The sequence below is a fragment of the Rhizobium sp. RAF56 genome, assembly GCF_052113965.1.
Classification (GTDB): domain Bacteria; phylum Pseudomonadota; class Alphaproteobacteria; order Rhizobiales; family Rhizobiaceae; genus Rhizobium.
On the sequence record NZ_JBFRDU010000024.1, the window covers coordinates 1 to 15,163 of the forward strand.

Here is a 15,163-nt window from a genome sequence, read left to right on the forward strand (position 1 = left end):
TCTCCCTCCGGAGACGGCGGCGGCGTGGAGACGCGTTGTCGGGTTTCGCTCCGGACGTGCCTGTGCGGCACACATGGTTTCTCGCTGCCGATGGAGGTGGCGAGGGTCGCAGAGAGACCAGAGTTGCGGGCATAAACCGCCGAACGGGGCGCTCGACGGCGCCATGTATTTTATTAGTGATGAGGCACTTTCGAGCGCCCCGTCCGCAAAGCATACGGTGCTTCGCCGCTTGAGGCTGAGCGCCGATCTTCAAAACACGGGCCGCAAGGATCGCGTGGCGGCTGCGCCGTGCGCTCGCCGCGACGCAAGGCGCAGGGGCGCTTCGCACGGTGAATTCGGCACCTGGCCCATCAACCAATCCCGGAGGATGTCCATGTCTGACTATGACCACCACGAACTATTTTACGGCAGCCGCCCGACCAGGGCCGAATGGGTCGCGGACTATTGGCAGGGGCGACCGGCTCGCTTCGAGAAGCTGCAGCGGATGACCGCCGAGATGATGGCGATACCGCAGCTTCGCTGCCGCAGGCGCGTCTGCCGCCGGCGCCATTCCTGCCGCTTCGTGGGTCGCGACGACCGCCGCCCCTCATGCCTCCAAAATCTAAGGGCCGGCGAGCGCGAAGGCTACGAGGCGCTGCTGGAAAAGGCGAAGTACCGCCATGCCGAGCTCATGACGCGCGGCTATATCGCGCGCAGCGATCTCGATTTCGCCGCGCTCGAGGTGGATCTGGCGGTCACACCGCCTGGCGACGAGCGGATTGCCGACCTGCGCGCCTTTTGGCGACGTTTTCCCGTTAAGCCCTGAGAGATGCTATTCAGCGGCCTCTTCTCGCGGCTCTTCCACCACCGGCGCTGGGGCTTCCAGCTCGTAGCCGTAGCCTTGCAGCATCGTATAGGCCTGTTCGATTGCCTCGATCTGGGCCTCGGCGCCCTTTATGGCCTCGGCGATCGATTGCGAGCGGGCGCGCAGCATCGACCCCAGCACGTCGGCTTCCGGGCGACGGCCGAGGCGGTCCATGTGCTTGCGGATACGGGAGCGGTGGCGCTCCAGTTCGAGAATATGGAAGCGGCTCTTGACGATGTCGTCCGAAAGCCTGCGGCGCATGGCGGCCACGGGGTCGAAGCTGCCGGGCTCGCGCTCGTCGAGGATCATGTCGTTGACCAGCGTCTCCAGCATCATCAGGCCCTTGAGATCCCTCGGGTCGGCGAGCTGGGGGTCGTAGCCGGTATCGTCGAAGACCTTTCGGCGCACCGGGTCTTTCAACAGGTCGTAGCATGCCTGCAGCTTGCCGAACTGCTCCGTGTCGCCGCCACTGTCGGGATGGACGCTCTTTGCCACCTTGCGATAGGCCGTCTTGACGGCCTCCGCATCGGCATCGCGCGCAATTCCGAGCGTTGCATAGGGATCGATCACCTTGCCACCTGTCTTTCCGCCTGCCTCTGCCTGTTCGAGCCGCGGCCCTGCCGCTTCGTCCACCTGCTGCATAATCCCTCGAAGCGGCCTAATTCAAGGAAAGGATTGTTTGCTCCCGATAAATTCCGCCGTTCAGGCCGGCTGGCGATCGGCCGTCACCGTTGTCGCCATATGCGCGCCGGTCGGGACGGAATTGTGGAAGTCTTATGTTTTCCCCACTTTCCATCGCCGCGGGCGCCTCCGTTTCGCATGCGATCGGCGGGCGACGACAAACGTTTTTCCGCCAAGCCTTTGAAACTTGAAGCATCTTGCCGTCGAAAAGCCCTAATTTCTCGCTTGCTTTATGATGCAAATGCTGGCACGACTCGCGCGTTCGGGTATTTGCTCCCGGAGACTGGACCGACGTGGTATTGCCGCGGATGCGGCTGCTTGGGCTGATGCTCACGCGCGTAGACGTTCTTTCCCCGTACGTGACTTCTCGACTGACCTTTTGCGACCGCGTGAAAGGCACTGAGCCGTCCGCTCCCTGACAAGGGCGCGAACAACACCACTAGACCAACGGGAAAAGGACTATCCCATGGCCACCAAGGGCATCGTAAAATTCTTCAACCAGGACAAGGGTTTTGGTTTCATCACGCCGGATGGCGGCGCGAAGGACGTTTTCGTTCACATTTCCGCGCTGCAGGCTTCTGGCATCCAGTCGCTGCGCGAAGGCCAGCAGGTTACCTTCGACACCGAGCCGGATCGCATGGGCAAGGGCCCGAAGGCCGTCAACATCCAGGCTCACTAATTCGGCCTCTGGTCGACCGAGTGACATTCGACGGCGCGGTTAAAACCGCGCCGTTTTTCTTGCGGTACACAAGGCGCGATCGATGCCGGCCGGCGGTCTCGCCTTATCGAAGATTGCGCTGTATAAGCGGGCCGAAACCGAAAAAGCCTTTGTCCGCTCCGCCGCCGATCTGGCGAATGCCGGCGGCACACCCCATATCCGGCGCGATCCGCAACGTGGTTTCCAGGAGAGTCTCGATTTCGATGCGTTATGAGAACCCGATTTTCGCCGTCGCGCCGATGATCGACTGGACCGACCGCCATTGCCGTTACTTCCACCGGCAGATCAGCCGCAACGCGCTGCTTTATACGGAGATGGTGGTTGCGGACGCGATCATCCACGGGCCGCGAGACCGGCTGCTCGGCCATGACGCGGCGGAACACCCGGTCGCGCTGCAGCTCGGCGGCTCCGATCCGGCAAAGCTGGCCGAGGCGGTGCGCATCGCCGAACCTTTCGCCTATGACGAGATCAACCTCAACGTCGGCTGCCCGTCCGACCGCGTTCAGTCCGGCACCTTCGGCGCCTGTCTGATGCAGACGCCCGATGTGGTGGCCTCGAGCGTCTCGGCGATGAAGCAGGTCGCGCGCGTGCCGGTCACGGTCAAATGCCGCATCGGCGTTGACGAGCAGGACCCGGAAACCGTGCTGCCGGATTTCATCGCCCGGGTGCTGGACGCCGGCGCCGACGCCGTCTGGGTTCATGCCCGCAAGGCCTGGCTCAAGGGTCTGAGCCCGAAGGAGAACCGCGAGATCCCGCCCCTCGACTACGAAATCGTCTACCGCATGAAGGAACGCTGGCCGCAGGTCTTCATCGGCATCAACGGCGGCATTCAGTCGCTCGACGAGGCGGCGGCGCATCTGAAACATGTCGACGGCGTCATGCTCGGCCGCGCTGCCTATCAGAACGCTGCAATCCTCGCCGAGGTCGATCAGCGTTTCTTCGGCCGGGAAAGCTCGCCGTTCGACTGGCTGGCGCTGCGCGACACGATGATGGCCTATGCCGAGGCCCATATTGCCGGTGGCGGCAGGCTGCAGCATATCGCCCGACATATGGTCGGCCTGTTCACCGGGCTGCCCGGCGCTCGGCGCTACCGCCAGATCCTGTCCACCGATGCGGCAAAAGCCGGCGCTGGGCCGGAAGTGATCGCAGCCGCCTTCGCCGCCGTCGATCTCGCCGCCCTGTCGGAAGAGGCGCTGACGGCCTAGGCCGGTACTTTGCGCGGTGTCGCCGGCGAATAGAAGGAAAGTCCCAAGGAGAACTGCCCATGCCCCTCTACGCCCTTGCCGGCCACGCCCCCAAGACGCCTGCCCCGGGCCTCTACTGGCTGGCGCCGGACGCGACTGTGATCGGCAAGGTCGAGATCGCCGGGGAGGTAGGCATCTGGTTCGGCGCGGTGCTGCGCGGCGACAACGAGCCGATTGTCGTCGGCCGTCGGAGCAATATCCAGGAAGGCGTGATGGTGCATACCGATCCCGGCTTTCCGGTCTCGATCGGCGAAGGCTGCACCATCGGCCACCATGCCATCATTCATGGCTGCACCATCGGCGACAATTCGCTCGTCGGCATGGGCGCAACGATCCTGAACGGCGCGAAGATCGGCCGCAACTGCCTGATCGGCGCCAATGCGCTCGTCACCGAGGGCAAGGAATTCCCCGATGGCTCGCTGATCGTCGGTTCGCCCGCGCGAGTGATCCGAACACTCGACGAGGCCGCCGTCGAAGGGCTCAGACGCTCCGCGCGCAACTATGTGGCCAACTGGCAGCGCTTCGCCCGCGATCTCAAACGGATCGATTGAGGGCGGAACACCGGTTAGCGCTTTCCCTGGAATGGCGTCACGAACACGCCGCGCAATGTCCGCGCACTTCGATCGTCGCCTTCTCCGGCTTGAACGACTGCCCTTTCAGCCAGCCAAGCAGGCGATGGTCGACCTCATGGTCGTGGAACTCGATGACGTGGCCGCATCCGTCGCATATGGCAAAGGCGACGATGCCGTGATTGTGGCAATCCTCGTCGGGGTGGGCGCAGGCAACGAAGGAATTGATGCTTTCGAGCCGGTGGACGACACCGTATTCAAGCAGCTTGTCGAGCGCGCGATAGACCTGCAGCGGCGCGCGAAAACCGTGGTCGCGCAGGCGGTCGAGGATGGTGTAGGCGCTGAGCGGACCTTCCGCCTTCGTCAGCACCTCGAACACCAGCGTCTGGTTCTTGGTCAATGCCGGGCAGGTCATGGGGCCTCCTTCTCCTGCGGCACGGCGGCCGCCGGGTTGCGGCGAAAAGCGGGAAGCAGGCTGAGCAGGAAAAGGAAGAGCGCGGCGACGACGATGGACGGACCGGAGGGCGTATCGTAGCGCAGCGACCCGAAGAGCCCGCCGACCACGGCCGCCGCTCCGATCAGCGAGGCAAGAACCGCCATCGTTTCGGGCGTCAGCGCAAAACGGCGGGCGGTCGCGGCGGGGATGATAAGGAGAGCGGTGATCAGGAGGATGCCGACGATTTTCATCGCAATGGCAATCACCGCCGCCATCAACAGCATGAAGACGAGCTTGGCGCGCTCGGGCCGCAAGCCTTCGGCTTCCGCAAGTTCCGGATTGACGGTCGCGGCAAGCAGCGGCCGCCACAGCCAGGCGATGACCGCAAGCACCAGCACGCCGCCGCCCCAGACGAAGGCGATATCGCTCGGCGAAACGGCGAGGATGTCGCCGAAGAGGAACGCGATGAGATCGATCCGCACCCAACTCATGAAGGCCACCATGACGAGGCCGATCGCGAGCGTCGCGTGAGACAGAATGCCGAGCAGCGCATCCGCCGACAACGCCTGCCGGCGCTGCAGGAAGAGAAGTAGTATGGAGACGATGGCGGCAACGGCGAAGACCGAAAGCGTCAGGTTGACCTGCAACAGCAGCGAAAGCGCCACGCCGAGCAGCGCCGAGTGCGAGATCGTATCGCCGAAATAGGCCATGCGCCGCCAGATGATGAAGCAGCCGAGCGGCCCGATGGTGAGCGCCAAGCCGACGCCGGCAAGCAGTGCGCGCAGGAAGAAGTCGTCAAGCATCGCGGCCTCCTTCCCCTTCGACGCGCGCGGCTGTCGCTCCGCCATGGCCCTGATCGTGACGCCCGTGATCGTGCCCATGATGGTGGGCGTGATCGTGCGCCTCGCCATGCGCGTGGTCATGATCGTGCGCGTGATGGCCGTCGTCCGCATGGCAATGGTCGGTGATCGAGCCGTCCTCGTGCTGGACCCGGCCGTCCGGCAGATGGGTGTGGTCGTGATGGTGACTGTAGACGGCAAGCGACTGCGCGGCGCGCGAGCCGAACAGGCGCACATATTCCGCGCTTGCGGTAACGGACTGCGGCGTGCCGCGGCAGCAGACGTGGCCGTTGAGGCAGATGACGGTATCCGTCGCCGCCATGACGACGTGCAAATCATGCGAAATCAACAGGATCCCGCAGCCGGAGGAATTGCGGATCGACTTGATGAGATCGTAAAGCGCGATCTCGCCGCTGAAATCAACGCCCTGCACCGGCTCGTCGAGCACCAGGAGATCCGGCTTGCGGGCGATGGCCCGGGCAAGCAGCGCGCGCTGGAATTCGCCGCCGGAAAGGTGCTGCACCTCGGCGCGCGCCAGATGGGCAATGCCGGTCGCCTCGAGCGCCGCCATCAATTCCCCTTCGGGCAGCGGGCCAGTCAGCGTCATCAGCCGGCGAACGCTGAGCGGCAGCGTCCAGTCGACGGCGAGCTTCTGGGGAACGTAGCCGACCTTCAGGGACGGTATCCGCACCACCTCGCCTTCGTCCGGCTTGAGGACGCCGATCGCCGCCTTCGCGCTCGTCGATTTGCCAGAGCCGTTCGGCCCGATCAGGGTAACGATCTCGCCGCGGCGCACCGAAAAATCGACGCCGCGCACCAGCCATCGGCCGTTTCGCCGCACGCCGACATTCGAAAGCGAGACAAGCGGCCCGGTTTCGGCCTTTACCGAAGAAAGCATGATTTTCCCATTGCGCTGTTGCGTCCTGCTATCGCACACGTTATAGCATAACGCAATTGATGTAATAACATTACACATAACCTTCAAGGAGTTTTCGCAATGAGGTTGGCAAAAGTCCTGTATTTCGGAGCATCGATGTTTGCCGCAAGCTCGGCGCTGGCAGCCGAGCCGCCGGCGGTGGTGGCGTCGATCAAGCCTATCCACTCGCTGGTCGCGGCCATCATGGCTGGCGTCGGCACGCCCGAACTTATCGTCGAGGGCGCCTCGTCCCCCCATACCTATTCGATGAAGCCGTCGAACGCTCGCGCGCTGCAAGGCGCCAAAGTGATCTTCTGGACGGGGCCAGGCATGGAGGTGTTTCTGCAAAAGCCGCTCGCCGCACTCGGTAGCGGTGCTGTGCAGGTGGAACTGGACAAGGCCTCGGGCCTGACCAAGCTGAAGTACCGCGAAGGCGGCGCGTTCGAAGCCGATGACGACGGCGACGAGCCCGCGCCGGACGCCGTGGGCGAGCAGTTCGACATGCACCTTTGGCTAGATCCGATGAACGCGAAAGCCATGGCCGCGGAGATCACCGCAACCCTGGTTGCCGCCGATCCCTCCAATGCGCTGGCCTACCAGGCCAATCAGACGACCCTGAATACCCGGCTCGACGCGCTCGACAACGAGATCGCCAAGACCGTTTCGACCGTCAAGGACAAGCCTTTCATCGTCTTCCACGACGCCTACCAGTATTTCGAGCACCGCTACCGCGTCAAAGTCGCAGGATCGATCACGGTGAGCCCTGAAACCATTCCGGGAGCGGAGCGCGTCGCCGATATCCACCGCAAGGTCGCCGACCTCGGTGCGACCTGCGTCTTTGCCGAACCGCAGTTCGAGCCTCGTCTCGTGAATGTGGTGATCGAGGGAACCAAGGCGAGATCCGGTGTTCTCGACCCGGAGGCTGCCACCCTGCCGGAAGGCCCGGATCTTTACTTCAACCTGATGCACGGCGTCGCAAACGCCTTGAAGGACTGCCTGTCGCAGGAAAGCTGAAGCACGTCCGCCGGGCGGGCTCGGTCCCGCCCCGCTGGTCGAGCGTCCCGCGGCGTTGGCTTTCGCCTACGCGGTCAGTGCGCTCCTGACCGCAACCCGTACCTGCACCAACGCACCGAGAACCTCACCCTTTGCACCGCGCACGGGCGTCATCTTGCAGCCGATCAAGTGGTCGCCCTGGTCCTCGAGCGTATACTCGTAGCTGAGAGAATTACCCGCGAAGCAACCGTCGAGATTGGCGCGCGCCCTGTTTTCGAAGCGCTGGCTGCCAATGACTTCGCGGATATGCTTGCCCACCAGTTCGATGGGCTTCCTCGAAAGAGCGGCGGCATGGGCGGTGTTTGCATAGAGATAGCGGTAGTCGCGCGTTACGACTGCGACGTGATCGGTCATGCTTTCAAGAATAACGTCGCTGAGCCCGCCCGAATGCGCAAAAAGCGGCAACTCTGGCTCCGGAGGTCTCGAGGCGATCAGGACGGCGTCTGTCGCCGCACCGTGCGCATCCGAGAAATAGCGGTCGAGCAAGGCTGACATCGCGTTGGCGTCACGCGCAACACACGCACTATCGTCCGCCTCTTGACGGATCATGCTGATCAGAAACTGAAGCTGCATGTAGATTTCGAGCGTACTGCGCGCCCTGTAGGCGAGAATGGCCGCGACAATGCTTTCCATGTCCCGGTCGAGCAAACCCACGAGATCGTCATTGCCCGTTTTGATTGCCCGCTGCATCTGCGTGCTTTTCAGCGAAAAAGCATGAAAGAGTGCCAACAATTACGCTCTCCTGGTCCTGCGGCGCATGAATGCTTCTGACGTACGTACCCGTAACATGATCTTTGATCACGTTCAATCTGCGCCATGCGCGATTTCGCGTATAAAGGGAAATCTGTTCACGCGATAATTCACTTGAAGACGCTGTCTTTTATGTCCCAACGGTCGTGATACCAAAGCCATTGCTCCGGGTTCTCCCTGACCCAGGCTTCGACCTTGTCGTTCATCTTCTGCGCCGTCGCGGTAAGGTCGAGATTGCCGGCTGCGTCACGCGGCAGCTCCATGCACGGCTCGATCTCCAGCCTGTAGCGATTGCCGGGCAAACGCACGCAGCGCGCCGGATAAACCTCGCAATTGAACTGCCGGACGAGCTTCGGCAGCAGCGGATTGGTCTTGACGGGCCGTCCGAAGAACGTGGTCTTCAATCCCTTGCCGAACTTCTGGTCGACCAGCACGCCGACGCCTGCGCCGGCCTCCAGCTGACGTGCCAGTGCGAAGGAGGAGCCGGCATGCGAAGGCACCAGCTTGCCCATGCGGGCGCTGCGGAAATCGAAGACCTTCTGGGCGACATAGGGATTGTTCGGCGGCCGGAACAGCACGGTGACGTGCAGGCCGAAAGCCGCGCCCGCGACCGGCAGCAGCTCGAAATTGGCCGTGTGGCCGGTAAAGACGATGAAAGGACGCGGGTTGTCACGCAGGTCCATGAAGATCGGAATGCCAGAGACTTCCACCCTCCCCGGCTCGGCCCGGTAATAGTCGTAATCGAACAGCCGGTCGAGAAACACGTATTCCGCCGCGAGCCGCCCCATGTTGCCCCAGCTGGCAAGCGCGATCGCCTCGATCTCCGCCTCGCTCTTTTCCGGGAAGCCGTTCCTGAGGTTTGTCAGCATCAGCTTGTGGCGACGCGTGCGGGGCCCGATGAGCCGCGTCAAGCGGTCGGCGAAATTGATCGCCGCATCCGCCGGAAACAGCTTTAGGAAATTGAGGAACGCGAAAGCGACCTGCGCCACCAACCATTGCCGAAAGTGGATCAGCGACAGCACGAGCCGTGTAATGACGAGCTTCACGCGCTCAACCCACGTTGAGGATGATCTTGCCGAAGACCTGGCGGGTCTCCATGCGCTCCAGCGCCCGGTCGATATCGTCGAAGCCGACTTCCGTGTCGATTACAGGATGAACGAGGCCGCGCGCCATCTTCTGCATGGCGTTGGCCATGTTCTCCATCCGGCAACCGAAGGAGCCGAGCAGCTTCAACTGCTGCTGGAAGAGCATCATCAGGTTAAGATCGGTCGACACGCCGGAAGTGGAGCCGCAGGTGACGAGACGTCCGCCGCGCTTCATGCAGAGCATCGAGCCTGCCCAAGTATCCTTGCCGACATGTTCGAAGACGACGTCGACGCCCTTCTTCTTGGTGAGCTTGCGCACCACGCCCTCGAAGCGGTCGGTGCGGTAGTTGATGACGTGATCGGCGCCGAGCGCCTTCGCCCTTTCGATCTTGTCATCCGAGCCGACCGTGGTGATCACGGTGCAGCCGATCTTCTTGGCAAGCTGGATCGCCGCCGAGCCGATGCCCGAGCCGCCGGCATGGACAAGGATCGTCTCGCCGGGCTCAAGCTTGGCATTGTCGAAGAGCATGTGTTCGACCGTGCCGAAGGTCACCGGCGCAAGCGCCGCACTGACGGCATCGACGCCAGGAGGGGCCGGAACGAGCAGGCGCGCCGGAAGGTTGACCTTCTCCTGCGCGAAACCGTCGAGATGGAAACCGTGGACGCCGCCGACATGTTCGCAGAGGTTGTCGCGGCCTTCGCGGCAGGGACGGCAAAGCCCGCAGGTGCGCGCGCCGTAGATCGACACGAGCTGACCGGGCAGCACGTTGGCAACGCCGGGTCCAATGCTTTCGACGACGCCGGACGCTTCCGCGCCGATGACGAGCGGCATCTTGCGCTTGGCGAACGCCATGCCGCGCCAACCCCAGACGTCGATATGGTTGAGCGCGACAGCCTTGACGCGCAACGTCACCTCACCGGCACCGGGAGCTTCGGGCTCCGGCACGTCGGTGATCTCGAGTTTGCGGTCATCGATCAGTTGCAGAGCACGCATGATGTTTAGCTCTTTCTTCTACGTGGTTCACCGACATCCTCGGGGCTTATCCCGAGGATGACGTCAAAAACCACCTCGTCTCAAAATCAAGGAGGGTCTCTATGCCGGTTCGAGCGCCATGACAAGGCTGGCATTCTGCCCACCGAAGCCGAAGGAGTTGGAAAGGACGGCTTGCACCTGCTTTTCGCGCTTCTTGCCGGGCACGACATCAAGCGCAATCGCCGGATCCGGGCTGTTATAGTTGATCGTCGGCGGCACCGTGCCGGTCAGCATGGTCTGCAGCGAGAACACGGCTTCGACGGCGCCTGCGGCAGTCAACGTATGACCGATCATCGACTTGTTCGAAGACACCGGGATGGAAGCCAGCTTGTCGCCGAAGACGGCGAGCATGGACATGTACTCCATCTTGTCGTTTTCCGGCGTCGAGGTGCCGTGCGCGTTGATGTAGCCAATGCCGTTCTCGTCGATGCCGGCGTCGGCGAGTGCCGCGCGGATTGTCGCGATCGCCGGGCCGCCATCCGGCGACGAGCGGGTGCGGTGGAAGCTGTCGGCCTTTTCGCCGGCGCCCTTCATGATGCCGAGTACCCTGGCGCCGCGCGCGACGGCGGATTCCAGGGATTCCAGCACCAGGGTCGCGGCACCTTCGGCGATGACGAAACCGTCGCGGTCCTTGCTGAAGGGCTTGGAGGCCTTGGTCGGCGGATCGTTCTGGGTCGACAACGCCGAAAGCAGCGAGAAGCGGATCAGCGCTTCGGCGCTGAGCGAACCGTCGGTCGCGACCGTCAGCGCCCGCGTCGTGCGGCCCTGGCGGATCGCTTCGATGCCGAGCTGGATGGCGGTGGCGCCCGAGGCGCAGGCCGTCGACAACGTCACGGGCAAGCCACGTGTCCCGAAGCGATCGGAAAGCCGCTCGGAAATGGCGCCGAAGAGCGATGCCTCGTGGAAGGCGGCATCGGTGCGCTGGCGCATCGCGGCAAGAAAACGCTCATAGGCGTCGCCCGGATGATCGGCCGGCGGCGAGCGGTCGGCAAGGTCGAAACGGGCGCTCCATTCCGGTTCGATCGGCGGGGCTGCGAGGAACAGCGGCCCGTTGAAATCACCCGAGAGGCCGGCCTGCGCCAGCGCCTCGATGGTGGTTTCGCGCGCGAAGGCATAGGAGCGCTCGACGGCGTTCGGCACGGGAATGTCGATGAAATCGACCGTGCCGGCGATACGCGTCGAAAGCCCGTCCGTCGGAAAGCGGGTGATCCCGTGGATACCGGAAGTGCCCGAAGACAGCGCGTTCCAATTGTCGGCGAGCCCTTGGCCGAGCGAAGTGATGATGCCCATGCCGGTGACGGCGACGATCGGGCGGCCGAGATGATCCTTGTAAGCAGTCATGATCCTGTTACTCCTCACGCATCCGCGGAAAGTACGGCGATACCTTCGCCGCGCACATGGCCAACCGTCGTGACGACCGCGGTCCTGGTGCCGACAGCCATCGGCTTTTCATGCTCGCCGTCGAACGGCGGCACCTTGGCGCCATTGGCGACCGCAAGCGCGGCAAGCGCAAGCCCAAGCGGAAACTGCGCCTCCAGGCCGTGACCGAGCACCCCACCGTAACCACGAATGGCAGCACCCGGAAGCGCCGCTTCCAGCGTTGCCTTCTCGCGGGCGGCAAGGTCGAGCATGCCGGTCGTCCCACAGAAGACAGCCGTGCCGTCCGCGAAGGAAGCCTTCGCCGGTTCGAGCAGCCGTTCGAGGCGCGCTTCCAGCTTGCCGCCGTCGCGGTTGCCGCGATCCCCTTCGATCGCGTCGATCCTGGCATAGATGCGCGCGCCCCGCGTTTCTGCGTGAGCGCGCGATTCCAGAACCAGGAAAACGCCTGAAGAGCCTGGGATCAGGCCGCCGCCGTCTTGCGGCCCGCGCGACCAGAGCGGGCTCCACTCGCCACGATGATGCGCGCCGATCGACTCGGTGAGCAGGATCATATCCGGACGCTCCGCCGAGAAGGCGGCGCCCACCAGCGCATGGCTGGATTCACCGGACTTCAGGCGATGAAAGGCCGTCTCGACGGCGGAAATGCCGGCGGCCTCCTCGCCCATGAACGTGCGCGACGAGCCCGTCACCTTGTGGACGATGGAAATGTTGCCGGCGAGCAGATTCGAGAGTTGGGCAAGGAACAGCGTCGGGCGAAGCTCGGTCGTCAGCTTTTCGTTGAGCAGAAGCTCGCGGTCGTTGCGCTTCAGGCCTTCGTCGACGATCATCGTGTCGACATTGATATCGCGCTCGCCGCCACCGGCCGCCACGATCATGTCCATGGCGCCGCAGGCGTCGAGATCGTCCTTGAAGCCGGCATCGTCGAGCGCAAGGCCGGCGGCAAAGACGCCGATCCGTTGCCAATTCTCCATCTGCCGCTGGTCGCCGCGCTTGGGGATCTGCGCGGACCAGTCGATCACCGGCAGAGGATGCACGGGATACGGCTTGAACTTCTCGGTCTCGATCACCGTTTCGGGCGGACCGCCAGCGGTGAGCATGGCGATATGCGCGTCCGTGCCGACGCCCTGACAGGTAACGATGCCGATACCCGTGATGACCACATCATTCTGAGCCTTGCTCATACATCAACCCTCTTTATTGCAGCGTCGCCGAAACCGTCTCGGACGGGTTCAGGCTCTACAGCGCCTGCCGTCATTCATGACGGGCAAAGGACGCTGTCGCACTTTAGAACAGGCGCACAGCCCTTGGATCGTTACCGATTTGGGGATCATGCGCTGGCGGCGATGGCGTCGAGAAGACCCACCTCGCCCGCCCGCTTGCGAACGATCTCGGCAAGCGGCACTTCGTTGAACGGCATCGTGCGCAGCTTCAACTGCGCGTCGCAAACCCTTTTTCCGGCAATGGAAATCTTCGCTTTGGTCACGGCAAAGCCGGACCCTTCGTGCTCCAGCTGGGCCTCGATGTCCAGCACCGCTTCCGGTTCGACGAAGGTGCGCATCTTGGCGCCGTCGACCATCATCAGGAATGGCATGGCGGAGAACTTCGTCACACCAAGCACCAGCATCCCCGAGGCCTGAGCCATGGTCTCGATCAGAAGTACGCCCGGAACGAGGGGCATGCCGGGAAAATGGCCTTCGAACACCGGGCTCTTGGCCGGCACGACCGAACGCGCCCTAAGCGTCCCCTTTTGGAGATCGACGGCTTCCACCCGGTCAATCATCTGGAAATATTCCAGCAGCATCACGCTCTCCGGCCCGACCCCGGCAATTCCGCCGGGACATGGTTTAGAGGTTCAAGAACAAAACCGCCCGGCCGCCATAGTAGGCGGCAGGGCGGTCAAAATCATGTCGCGAGTGCTCAGCCCTTGGCGGCGCGCAGTTCGTCGATCTTGGCGCAGAGGTTCTTCAGGACGAAATACTCAGCCGTCGACACCTTGCCTTCGTTGACTTCCTGCGTCCACTGCTCGAGCGGGATCTTGATGCCGAATTCCTTGTCGATCGCAAAGACGATATCCAGGAAGTCCAGGCTGTCGATGCCGAGGTCATCAATCGTGTGGCTTTCCGGCGTGATCGTCTCGCGATCGATCTCGCTGGTCTCTGCGATGATGTCAGCAACTTTGTCGAATGTAGCAGTCACGCCCATACCTCTTGCAATGATTATTCAACCCCCCTCATAGGGAAATCCATTCCAAAAGCCAATGCCTTCAGCCGAACCACGCCGAAATTTGCCGCACGACTGTTGCCGAAACAGCATTGGCCCGCGCCGAACCCGCGTGTCGCCGCTTCCCTCATGCCTGCTGCTCCATGTCGCGGCCCGGCTGCGGGACGCTGCCTTCGAATCGGAGTAAAGATCGAGCAGCGCTGCGGCAAGCGCAGCCTATGGTGAAACAATGGACGGTCACGTCACAAACAGCAGCCTGTCGAACCTACCCCTGCTCTGCCGCTTCTGCGAAGGCCGGAGGAATGGTATTTGCGCCGTCCTCACACCGGCGCAGCTTCTGGAGATCAGCCGGCATTCCAGCCGCAGGCAGCTTGCACCCGGCGAGAAGATCGTTGCCGAAGGTGAGGAGATCTCCTCCTATCACAACGTCCTTCGCGGCGTCGTTGCCCTGAGCAAGACGCTCTCCGACGGACGTCAGCAGATCGTCGGGTTGAGATTTCCGTCCGATTTCATCGGTCGCCCATACGGCGACGAGAGCGACCTTGCCGCGCATGCCGCTGTGGAGACGGACGTTTGCAGTTTGTCGCGGGAACGACTGGACCGCATGGCCTTCGAGGTGCCGGATCTTGGCCGACGTCTTCATCGCCAGGCGCTGAAGGAACTGGACGAAGCGCGCGACTGGCTGCTGACGCTCGGCCGAAAGACCGCCAAAGAAAGGGTGGCGAGCTTTCTGCTGTTGATTGCGGCTGGCGCCGAACCCTTACCGAGAAATGCCACGGGATTCGAGTTGCCGCTCTCGCGTGCCCATATAGCAGACTTCCTTGGGCTGACGATCGAGACCGTCAGCCGCCAAATGGGCGCGCTGCGCCGGAGCCGCATCATCGCCCTCGAGGGCAGCCGCCGCGTCGCCATCCACGATGCCGAAGGACTGAGGCGAGCCGCAGCCCTCGGCTGACCGCCATCGCTACCTTCGGATAACGATCCGGGTGTTGTGCAGACCGGCTTCGCGGGTCATCGAGAAGAAGGTCGCGGCGTTTTGCGGCAGCAGGCGCACACAACCGTGCGAGGCCGGACGTCCAAGGCGCCTGACATCGTAGGTCCCATGGACGGCATAGCCGCCATTGAAGAACACCGCGTAAGGCATCGGAGCGTCATCATATTTCTTCGAGTGATGATCTCGCGACAGCCATTTCGCCCGGTAGGAGCCGGTGGGAGTGACGTACCCTCGCCGTGCCGTCGAGATCTTCCATCGGTATTTCATGATGCCGTCCTGGCTGACGGTCATCGTCTGCGTCCCAATATCAACTTGAGCAACCAATGCATCCGCATTAGCCGACACACTCATAAACTGTAAAAACACCGCGGCAGATGCCGCTACGATGGCCCTTCTCATCT

At 63.0% G+C, this 15,163-nt stretch carries 19 protein-coding genes; 7 read left to right on the forward strand and 12 right to left on the reverse strand.

Annotation, left to right across the window (positions count from 1 at the left end; translation table 11 throughout):
- Positions 1 to 373: 373 nt before the first annotated feature.
- Positions 374 to 805, forward strand: a complete 432-nt coding sequence (locus AB4048_RS19470; RefSeq protein WP_442203634.1) for a hypothetical protein — start codon at positions 374 to 376, stop codon at positions 803 to 805.
- 6 nt (positions 806 to 811) lie between these two features.
- On the opposite strand, the gene AB4048_RS19475 is transcribed toward AB4048_RS19470, so the two are convergent.
- Positions 812 to 1,414, reverse strand: coding sequence for a J domain-containing protein (locus AB4048_RS19475; RefSeq protein WP_442203723.1), 603 nt, complete (start codon positions 1,412 to 1,414; stop codon positions 812 to 814).
- Positions 1,415 to 1,991: 577 nt separating this feature from the next.
- Between AB4048_RS19475 and AB4048_RS19480 the strand changes: the two genes are divergently transcribed.
- The 4 genes from AB4048_RS19480 (at position 1,992) to AB4048_RS19495 (ending at position 4,038) form a co-directional block, all read left to right on the forward strand.
- On the forward strand, positions 1,992 to 2,204 hold the full coding sequence (locus tag AB4048_RS19480) for a cold-shock protein (RefSeq protein WP_442203635.1): 213 nt from the start codon (positions 1,992 to 1,994) through the stop codon (positions 2,202 to 2,204).
- Between the two features lie 82 nt (positions 2,205 to 2,286).
- Positions 2,287 to 2,457: a hypothetical protein gene (locus AB4048_RS19485; protein ID WP_442203636.1), complete on the forward strand. Its 171-nt coding sequence runs from the start codon at positions 2,287 to 2,289 to the stop codon at positions 2,455 to 2,457.
- Entirely contained in the window at positions 2,447 to 3,448 is a 1,002-nt protein-coding gene (dusA, locus tag AB4048_RS19490) for a tRNA dihydrouridine(20/20a) synthase DusA (protein WP_442203637.1), read from the forward strand. The genes AB4048_RS19485 and dusA overlap by 11 nt, the downstream gene beginning before the upstream one ends.
- Before the next feature lie 59 nt (positions 3,449 to 3,507).
- Positions 3,508 to 4,038, forward strand: coding sequence for a gamma carbonic anhydrase family protein (locus tag AB4048_RS19495; RefSeq protein ID WP_442203638.1), 531 nt, complete (start codon positions 3,508 to 3,510; stop codon positions 4,036 to 4,038).
- Between the two features lie 37 nt (positions 4,039 to 4,075).
- On the opposite strand, the gene AB4048_RS19500 is transcribed toward AB4048_RS19495, so the two are convergent.
- Genes AB4048_RS19500 through AB4048_RS19510 form a run of 3 tightly spaced genes read right to left on the reverse strand, consistent with a single transcriptional unit; the run spans position 4,076 to position 6,229 of the window.
- Positions 4,076 to 4,471 carry a Fur family transcriptional regulator gene (locus tag AB4048_RS19500; protein ID WP_442203639.1) on the reverse strand — a complete coding sequence of 132 codons (396 nt, stop codon included), beginning with the start codon at positions 4,469 to 4,471 and terminating at the stop codon, positions 4,076 to 4,078.
- Entirely contained in the window at positions 4,468 to 5,295 is an 828-nt protein-coding gene (gene znuB / locus AB4048_RS19505) for a zinc ABC transporter permease subunit ZnuB (protein ID WP_442203640.1), read from the reverse strand. The genes AB4048_RS19500 and znuB overlap by 4 nt, the downstream gene beginning before the upstream one ends.
- A complete protein-coding gene (locus AB4048_RS19510) occupies positions 5,288 to 6,229 on the reverse strand; it encodes an ATP-binding cassette domain-containing protein (RefSeq protein WP_442203641.1) in 942 nt (313 codons plus the stop codon). The genes znuB and AB4048_RS19510 overlap by 8 nt, the downstream gene beginning before the upstream one ends.
- 99 nt (positions 6,230 to 6,328) lie before the next feature.
- On the opposite strand from AB4048_RS19510, the gene AB4048_RS19515 reads away from it, so the two are divergent.
- Positions 6,329 to 7,261, forward strand: a complete 933-nt coding sequence (locus AB4048_RS19515; protein WP_442203642.1) for a zinc ABC transporter substrate-binding protein — start codon at positions 6,329 to 6,331, stop codon at positions 7,259 to 7,261.
- A gap of 66 nt (positions 7,262 to 7,327) precedes the next feature.
- Here the strand turns inward: AB4048_RS19515 and AB4048_RS19520 are convergent, their stop codons facing one another.
- From AB4048_RS19520 to AB4048_RS19550, 7 genes are all read right to left on the reverse strand, one after another.
- Positions 7,328 to 8,029, reverse strand: coding sequence for a PAS domain-containing protein (locus AB4048_RS19520; RefSeq protein WP_442203643.1), 702 nt, complete (start codon positions 8,027 to 8,029; stop codon positions 7,328 to 7,330).
- Between the two features lie 131 nt (positions 8,030 to 8,160).
- Entirely contained in the window at positions 8,161 to 9,096 is a 936-nt protein-coding gene (locus AB4048_RS19525) for a lipid A biosynthesis lauroyl acyltransferase (RefSeq protein ID WP_442203644.1), read from the reverse strand.
- A gap of 4 nt (positions 9,097 to 9,100) precedes the next feature.
- A complete protein-coding gene (locus tag AB4048_RS19530) occupies positions 9,101 to 10,129 on the reverse strand; it encodes a zinc-binding dehydrogenase (protein WP_442203645.1) in 1,029 nt (342 codons plus the stop codon).
- Positions 10,130 to 10,228: 99 nt separating this feature from the next.
- Entirely contained in the window at positions 10,229 to 11,509 is a 1,281-nt protein-coding gene (locus AB4048_RS19535) for a beta-ketoacyl-ACP synthase (protein WP_442203646.1), read from the reverse strand.
- 14 nt (positions 11,510 to 11,523) lie between these two features.
- The gene (locus AB4048_RS19540) at positions 11,524 to 12,729 is read right to left on the reverse strand and encodes a beta-ketoacyl-ACP synthase (RefSeq protein WP_442203647.1); all 1,206 of its coding nucleotides are present in this window, start codon (positions 12,727 to 12,729) and stop codon (positions 11,524 to 11,526) included.
- A gap of 146 nt (positions 12,730 to 12,875) precedes the next feature.
- Positions 12,876 to 13,349, reverse strand: a complete 474-nt coding sequence (locus AB4048_RS19545; RefSeq protein ID WP_442203648.1) for a beta-hydroxyacyl-ACP dehydratase — start codon at positions 13,347 to 13,349, stop codon at positions 12,876 to 12,878.
- Between the two features lie 116 nt (positions 13,350 to 13,465).
- On the reverse strand, positions 13,466 to 13,750 hold the full coding sequence (locus AB4048_RS19550; protein WP_442203649.1) for an acyl carrier protein: 285 nt from the start codon (positions 13,748 to 13,750) through the stop codon (positions 13,466 to 13,468).
- A 247-nt stretch (positions 13,751 to 13,997) separates the two neighbouring features.
- Between AB4048_RS19550 and AB4048_RS19555 the strand changes: the two genes are divergently transcribed.
- Positions 13,998 to 14,723, forward strand: a complete 726-nt coding sequence (locus AB4048_RS19555) for a Crp/Fnr family transcriptional regulator (RefSeq protein ID WP_442203650.1) — start codon at positions 13,998 to 14,000, stop codon at positions 14,721 to 14,723.
- A 9-nt stretch (positions 14,724 to 14,732) separates the two neighbouring features.
- Here AB4048_RS19555 and AB4048_RS19560 read toward each other — a convergent pair whose 3' ends face one another.
- The gene (locus AB4048_RS19560) at positions 14,733 to 15,161 is read right to left on the reverse strand and encodes a L,D-transpeptidase (RefSeq protein WP_442203651.1); all 429 of its coding nucleotides are present in this window, start codon (positions 15,159 to 15,161) and stop codon (positions 14,733 to 14,735) included.
- Positions 15,162 to 15,163 lie beyond the last annotated feature (2 nt).

Coding starts and splice junctions, on each gene's coding strand:
- AB4048_RS19470 (WP_442203634.1), top strand. CDS start 374: ATGTCTGACTATGACCACCACGAACTATTTTACGGCAGCCGCCCGACC.
- AB4048_RS19480 (WP_442203635.1), top strand. CDS start 1,992: ATGGCCACCAAGGGCATCGTAAAATTCTTCAACCAGGACAAGGGTTTT.
- AB4048_RS19485 (WP_442203636.1), top strand. CDS start 2,287: ATGCCGGCCGGCGGTCTCGCCTTATCGAAGATTGCGCTGTATAAGCGG.
- dusA (WP_442203637.1), top strand. CDS start 2,447: ATGCGTTATGAGAACCCGATTTTCGCCGTCGCGCCGATGATCGACTGG.
- AB4048_RS19495 (WP_442203638.1), top strand. CDS start 3,508: ATGCCCCTCTACGCCCTTGCCGGCCACGCCCCCAAGACGCCTGCCCCG.
- AB4048_RS19500 (WP_442203639.1), bottom strand. CDS start 4,471: ATGACCTGCCCGGCATTGACCAAGAACCAGACGCTGGTGTTCGAGGTG.
- znuB (WP_442203640.1), bottom strand. CDS start 5,295: ATGCTTGACGACTTCTTCCTGCGCGCACTGCTTGCCGGCGTCGGCTTG.
- AB4048_RS19510 (WP_442203641.1), bottom strand. CDS start 6,229: ATGCTTTCTTCGGTAAAGGCCGAAACCGGGCCGCTTGTCTCGCTTTCG.
- AB4048_RS19515 (WP_442203642.1), top strand. CDS start 6,329: ATGAGGTTGGCAAAAGTCCTGTATTTCGGAGCATCGATGTTTGCCGCA.
- AB4048_RS19530 (WP_442203645.1), bottom strand. CDS start 10,129: ATGCGTGCTCTGCAACTGATCGATGACCGCAAACTCGAGATCACCGAC.
- AB4048_RS19535 (WP_442203646.1), bottom strand. CDS start 11,509: ATGACTGCTTACAAGGATCATCTCGGCCGCCCGATCGTCGCCGTCACC.
- AB4048_RS19540 (WP_442203647.1), bottom strand. CDS start 12,729: ATGAGCAAGGCTCAGAATGATGTGGTCATCACGGGTATCGGCATCGTT.
- AB4048_RS19545 (WP_442203648.1), bottom strand. CDS start 13,349: ATGCTGCTGGAATATTTCCAGATGATTGACCGGGTGGAAGCCGTCGAT.
- AB4048_RS19550 (WP_442203649.1), bottom strand. CDS start 13,750: ATGGGCGTGACTGCTACATTCGACAAAGTTGCTGACATCATCGCAGAG.
- AB4048_RS19555 (WP_442203650.1), top strand. CDS start 13,998: ATGGACGGTCACGTCACAAACAGCAGCCTGTCGAACCTACCCCTGCTC.
- AB4048_RS19560 (WP_442203651.1), bottom strand. CDS start 15,161: ATGAGAAGGGCCATCGTAGCGGCATCTGCCGCGGTGTTTTTACAGTTT.